Origin of the sequence: Pseudomonas sp. (assembly GCF_050739995.1) — a bacterium.
GTDB lineage: Bacteria > Pseudomonadota > Gammaproteobacteria > Pseudomonadales > Pseudomonadaceae > Aquipseudomonas.
Genome location: NZ_JBOICG010000244.1, coordinates 1 through 4,166 on the forward strand (window position 1 = coordinate 1; position 4,166 = coordinate 4,166).

Sequence of the window (4,166 nt, forward strand, 5' to 3'; positions counted from 1 at the left end):
GTCGTAGATGGTTTTTTCGTAGTCGGCGACTACGTCCACCGGATGCAGCAGGCGCGCGTCGGCAGAGAAGCGCTCGGCAGCGCGGGCGAGGATGAACAACCACGCCAGGTCCTGGCCGATGATGGGCTTGAGGCCCGGGCGGATGACCTTCACCACCACTTCTTCGCCGGTCTTGAGCTGCGCGGCGTGTACTTGAGCCACGGAAGCCGAGGCCAGCGGGTCGACATCGAAACGGCTGAATACTTCGCTGATCTTCTTGCCTAACTGTTCTTCGATCAGCGTCATCGACTGCTGGGAGTCGAACGGTGGCACGCGGTCCTGCAGCAACATCAGCTCGTCGGCGATGTCTTCCGGCAGCAGGTCGCGGCGGGTGGAGAGGATCTGCCCGAACTTGATGAAGATCGGCCCCAGGTCCTGCAACGCCAGGCGTAGACGTGCGCCACGGCTCAGCTCCAGCGGCTTGCGCGGGAACCAGCGCCACGGCAGCACGTAGCGCACCGCAAGCAGGAACCACGGCAAGGGCAGGGCGAACAGCAGGTCATCGAGGCGGTAGCGGATTACGACGCGCTGGATACGAAACAAACGGCGGACGGCGAGCAGCTTCATGCGTTATCGCTTGGATCAAGGGAACGGCTCAGGCGCTCGAAGCGGGCCTCAAGGCGTTCCAGGTCGATTTTGGCCTTGTCGAGTTCACGAAAGCGCGCTTGCGCTTCTCGTTCTCCGACCAGGGTGCGCGATTCTTCGCTCAAGTATTCGGCAAGGTTCTGGTTGAGGCTGGCGAAGCCTTGCTGGTACCAGCGTTTACGGCTGCGCAGGTGGCCGCTGATCAGTTGGGTGGCGACGGGGCCGATCCAGCGTGACAGCTCATACTCCCAATCCAGTTCCAGGTCTTGCAGCACGGCAGCCAAGTCCATCAGTACTGAACTGTCGCCCTCCAGCTCCACTTCGGCGCTGTGCAGGATAGCGGTCTTGTTGCGGCTCAAGGCCAGGTGCAACAGGCTCGACGCCGGTGCACGCAGGGTACAGTCGGCTTCGGCGGCCCAGTCGCTGGCGAGCAGCAGGCCTTCATCGCTGGGCAGGATGAACAGCTGCAAGGCAGGGCTGCGGCAGTCGACGGCAATGATCTTGCCGTTGAGGTGCGCGAGCCGCGCCAGGGCGGTGCTGTCCAGGCGCAGCACACGGTTGAGGCCGTGTTCCACGCTGGCGAGAAGACCGGCGAGCAACATCAGGGCTTGATGCCGCGATGAAGGGCGACGATGCCGGAGGTCATGTTGTGGTAGGTCACGCGGTCGAAACCGGCTTCTACCATCATCGACTTCAGGGTTTCCTGGTCGGGGTGCATGCGGATCGACTCGGCCAGGTAGCGATAGCTCTCGGCGTCATTGGTGATCAGCTTGCCCATCAACGGCATGAAGGCGAAGGAATAGGTGTCGTAGACCTTGGACATCAGCGCGTTGGTCGGCTTGGAGAACTCCAGCACCAACAGGCGGCCGCCCGGCTTGAGCACGCGCAGCATGGAACGGATCGCGTCTTCCTTGTGGGTGACGTTGCGCAGGCCGAAGGCGATGGTCACGCAATCGAAATGGTTGTCCGGGAACGGCAGTTTTTCCGCGTCGGCCTGGACGAATTCGATATTGCCGGCGACACCTTTGTCCAGCAGGCGGTCGCGACCGACCTTGAGCATCGAACCATTGATGTCCGCCAGCACCACCTGGCCGGTGGGGCCGACGAGCTTGGAGAACTTGGCGGCCAAATCGCCCGTGCCGCCGGCGATGTCCAACACACGGTTGCCGGTGCGCACGCCCGACAGCTCGATGGTGAAGCGCTTCCACAGGCGGTGCATGCCGCCCGACAGCACATCGTTCATCAGGTCGTACTTGGCGGCCACGGAGTGGAACACCTCAGCGACTTTTTCCGCCTTCTGGCTTTCCGGGACGTTCTTGAAACCGAAGTGAGTGGTGGGTTCGGCATCGCTGCCTTTGCGCTGATCAGTCATATCGCTGTCACCAAAAGAGAATGCGGGACATGATAATCCCCGCGACCTGCTTTGTCTTGGCAAGGCTGTAGGCACAGACGCAATCTGTAGTGAGCGGGCTTGCCCCGCGCTGGGTGGCGGAGCCGCCCTAAATCCTGTCGGCGCGGTCTGCCTGGCATATCGGGTGGCTCGATTGGGGCCGCTTCGCAGCCCAGCGCGGGGCAAGCCCGCTCACTACAGATTGTATGGATGCGTATGGGTAAGATAACCGACTACCGAGACCTTTTGCCGCATAGAAGGTGTCCATACAGTTATAAAGAGGAGTCATTGCAATGGCCCGTATTACCGTTGAACGTGCACATACCTTGGGTAAGGAAGGCGCACGGGCGAAGGCCGAGAAGTTGGCGCACAAACTCAAGGAGCAATATGGCCTGGAGCCGTCGTGGTCCGGCGATACCTTGAACCTCAAGCGCTCGGGGGTTAAAGGCACCGTGTTAGTGGCCGATGAGTCGCTGCGTATTGATGTGGAACTGGGCCTGTTGATGTCGGCCATGAGCGGCACTATCAAGTCTGAAATCGAGAAGGCATTGGATAAGGCGCTGGCTTGATTCACTGCGCTTAGGGTGCCGATTCTAATTTTTCGCCCTACTTTGTGCCCAAGCCCTCAACTCCTGCGGGCCGTTCCGCCACCCTATTTTGCGTGAGGTGCACCATGGCCAAAGTTATTTTGAAGAAAAAAACCGACGTTCAGTCCACTGCCCTGAGTGACGTTAGAAGCTATGCCCGCAAGATCTGGCTGGCGGGTCTTGGCGCATATGCCAAGGTCGGCAGCGAGTACTTCAAGGAGCTGGTCAAGACTGGTCAACATGTTGAAAGTAAAGGCAAAAAAGTTGTGGTTGAACAACTTGATGCTGCCAACAGTCAGATTGACCAAGTAAAGAGTAATGTCTCCAGCGTCAAAGGCCTGGTAGAAGTTCAACTGGATAAAGTTGAAAAAGCCTTTGACACGCGTGTTGCAAGTGCCTTGAATCGGATCGGCATTGCGTCTAAACATGACGTGGAGACACTCTCTGCTAAGCTCGAAGAGCTGACGGCATTGCTCGAACGTGTCGCGCGTAAACACTAAGGAGACAACGGGATGGCTGTTCAAAAGAAAACTCAGAAAGAAGGCAGCTCGTGGATCGGGGAAGTTGAAAAATATTCCCGTAAGATCTGGCTTGCTGGTTTAGGCGTGTACTCGAAGGTTAGCAGTGACGGCGGTAAATACTTCGAGACCCTGGTTAAAGACGGCGAGAAGGCCGAGAAGTTGACCAAGACTACAGTGGGTAAGAAAGTAGAGGCGGCAAAGGCAAGCGCGGGTTCTGCCAAGTCGAGCATTTCTGACACTTGGGGCAAGTTGGAAGAGACTTTCGATAAACGTCTCAACAGTGCCATTTCGCGGCTGGGCGTTCCCAGCAAAGCGGAGTTGAAGACGCTGCACAGCAAGGTCGATACCCTGACCAAGCAAATCGAAAAACTCACTGGCGCTAAAGTGGCTCCGGCCAAAACCGCAGCGGCCAAACCTGCCGCCAAGCCAGCCGCTAAAACCGCCGCTGCCAAACCTGCTGCAAAAGCCGCCGCCAAACCTCTGGTAAAAGCTGCCGCCAAGCCGGCTGCCAAACCTGCGGCCAAGGCTCCGGCTAAAGCAGCGGCCAAACCCGCCGCCAGAACTGCGGCAGCTAAACCGGCCGCCAAGCCTGCGGCTAAACCAGTTGCAGCTAAAGCCGCTGCCAAGCCTGCGGCTAAACCAGCGACTAAAACCGCCGCTGCCAAACCTGCTGCCAAGCCGGCTGTTGCGAAATCGGCAGCCAAGCCAGCCGCTGCCAAACCCGCCGCCAAGCCAGCTGTTGCAAAGCCTGTAGCTGCCAAGCCTGCGGCGAAACCTGCCGCGGCGAAGAAACCAGCAGTGGCCAAGAAGCCCGCAGCGAAGCCTGCTGTTGCAGCCAAACCTGCCACGCCAGCACCGGCTGCTTCAACAGCCAACTCGGTGTCCGCGCCGACGCATGCGGCTACTGCCTCGACTGCAACGCCGGTAACCCCGACGCCATCCAGTCAGCCCTGATTCTTTCGGGGCACAAAAAACGCCCGGCCTGTGAAGGTTGGGCGTTTTTCATTGCGATCGGATAAGCACTGCACTTCCCATGTGGGAGGG

At 59.2% G+C, this 4,166-nt stretch carries 6 protein-coding genes; 3 read left to right on the forward strand and 3 right to left on the reverse strand.

All coding sequences use genetic code 11. The annotated features are described in order from the left end of the window. The 3 genes from ACRESD_RS08320 to ubiE all read right to left on the reverse strand — a co-directional run. Positions 1–606 (reverse strand): AarF/UbiB family protein (locus tag ACRESD_RS08320; RefSeq protein WP_431750489.1); only part of this gene is annotated, 606 nt, incomplete at its 3' end. Next, positions 603–1,226 carry a ubiquinone biosynthesis accessory factor UbiJ gene (locus ACRESD_RS08325; RefSeq protein WP_431750490.1) on the reverse strand — a complete coding sequence of 208 codons (624 nt, stop codon included), beginning with the start codon at positions 1,224–1,226 and terminating at the stop codon, positions 603–605. The genes ACRESD_RS08320 and ACRESD_RS08325, both read right to left, overlap by 4 nt. Next, positions 1,226–1,996 carry a bifunctional demethylmenaquinone methyltransferase/2-methoxy-6-polyprenyl-1,4-benzoquinol methylase UbiE gene (gene ubiE / locus ACRESD_RS08330; RefSeq protein ID WP_003171186.1) on the reverse strand — a complete coding sequence of 257 codons (771 nt, stop codon included), beginning with the start codon at positions 1,994–1,996 and terminating at the stop codon, positions 1,226–1,228. The genes ACRESD_RS08325 and ubiE overlap by 1 nt, the downstream gene beginning before the upstream one ends. Before the next feature lie 311 nt (positions 1,997–2,307). Here ubiE and ACRESD_RS08335 point away from each other — a divergent pair, with 311 nt between their 5' ends. The 3 genes from ACRESD_RS08335 to ACRESD_RS08345 all read left to right on the forward strand — a co-directional run bounded on the left by ACRESD_RS08335 (position 2,308) and on the right by ACRESD_RS08345 (position 4,076). Then, positions 2,308–2,583 carry a polyhydroxyalkanoic acid system family protein gene (locus ACRESD_RS08335; RefSeq protein ID WP_060754559.1) on the forward strand — a complete coding sequence of 92 codons (276 nt, stop codon included), beginning with the start codon at positions 2,308–2,310 and terminating at the stop codon, positions 2,581–2,583. 104 nt (positions 2,584–2,687) lie between these two features. Continuing rightward, the gene (locus ACRESD_RS08340) at positions 2,688–3,101 is read left to right on the forward strand and encodes a phasin family protein (protein ID WP_431750491.1); all 414 of its coding nucleotides are present in this window, start codon (positions 2,688–2,690) and stop codon (positions 3,099–3,101) included. Between the two features lie 12 nt (positions 3,102–3,113). After that, on the forward strand, positions 3,114–4,076 hold the full coding sequence (locus tag ACRESD_RS08345) for a phasin family protein (RefSeq protein ID WP_431750492.1): 963 nt from the start codon (positions 3,114–3,116) through the stop codon (positions 4,074–4,076). The last annotated feature ends 90 nt before the right edge of the window (positions 4,077–4,166 follow it).

Coding starts and splice junctions, on each gene's coding strand:
- ACRESD_RS08340 (WP_431750491.1), top strand. CDS start 2,688: ATGGCCAAAGTTATTTTGAAGAAAAAAACCGACGTTCAGTCCACTGCC.
- ACRESD_RS08345 (WP_431750492.1), top strand. CDS start 3,114: ATGGCTGTTCAAAAGAAAACTCAGAAAGAAGGCAGCTCGTGGATCGGG.
- ACRESD_RS08325 (WP_431750490.1), bottom strand. CDS start 1,226: ATGTTGCTCGCCGGTCTTCTCGCCAGCGTGGAACACGGCCTCAACCGT.
- ubiE (WP_003171186.1), bottom strand. CDS start 1,996: ATGACTGATCAGCGCAAAGGCAGCGATGCCGAACCCACCACTCACTTC.
- ACRESD_RS08335 (WP_060754559.1), top strand. CDS start 2,308: ATGGCCCGTATTACCGTTGAACGTGCACATACCTTGGGTAAGGAAGGC.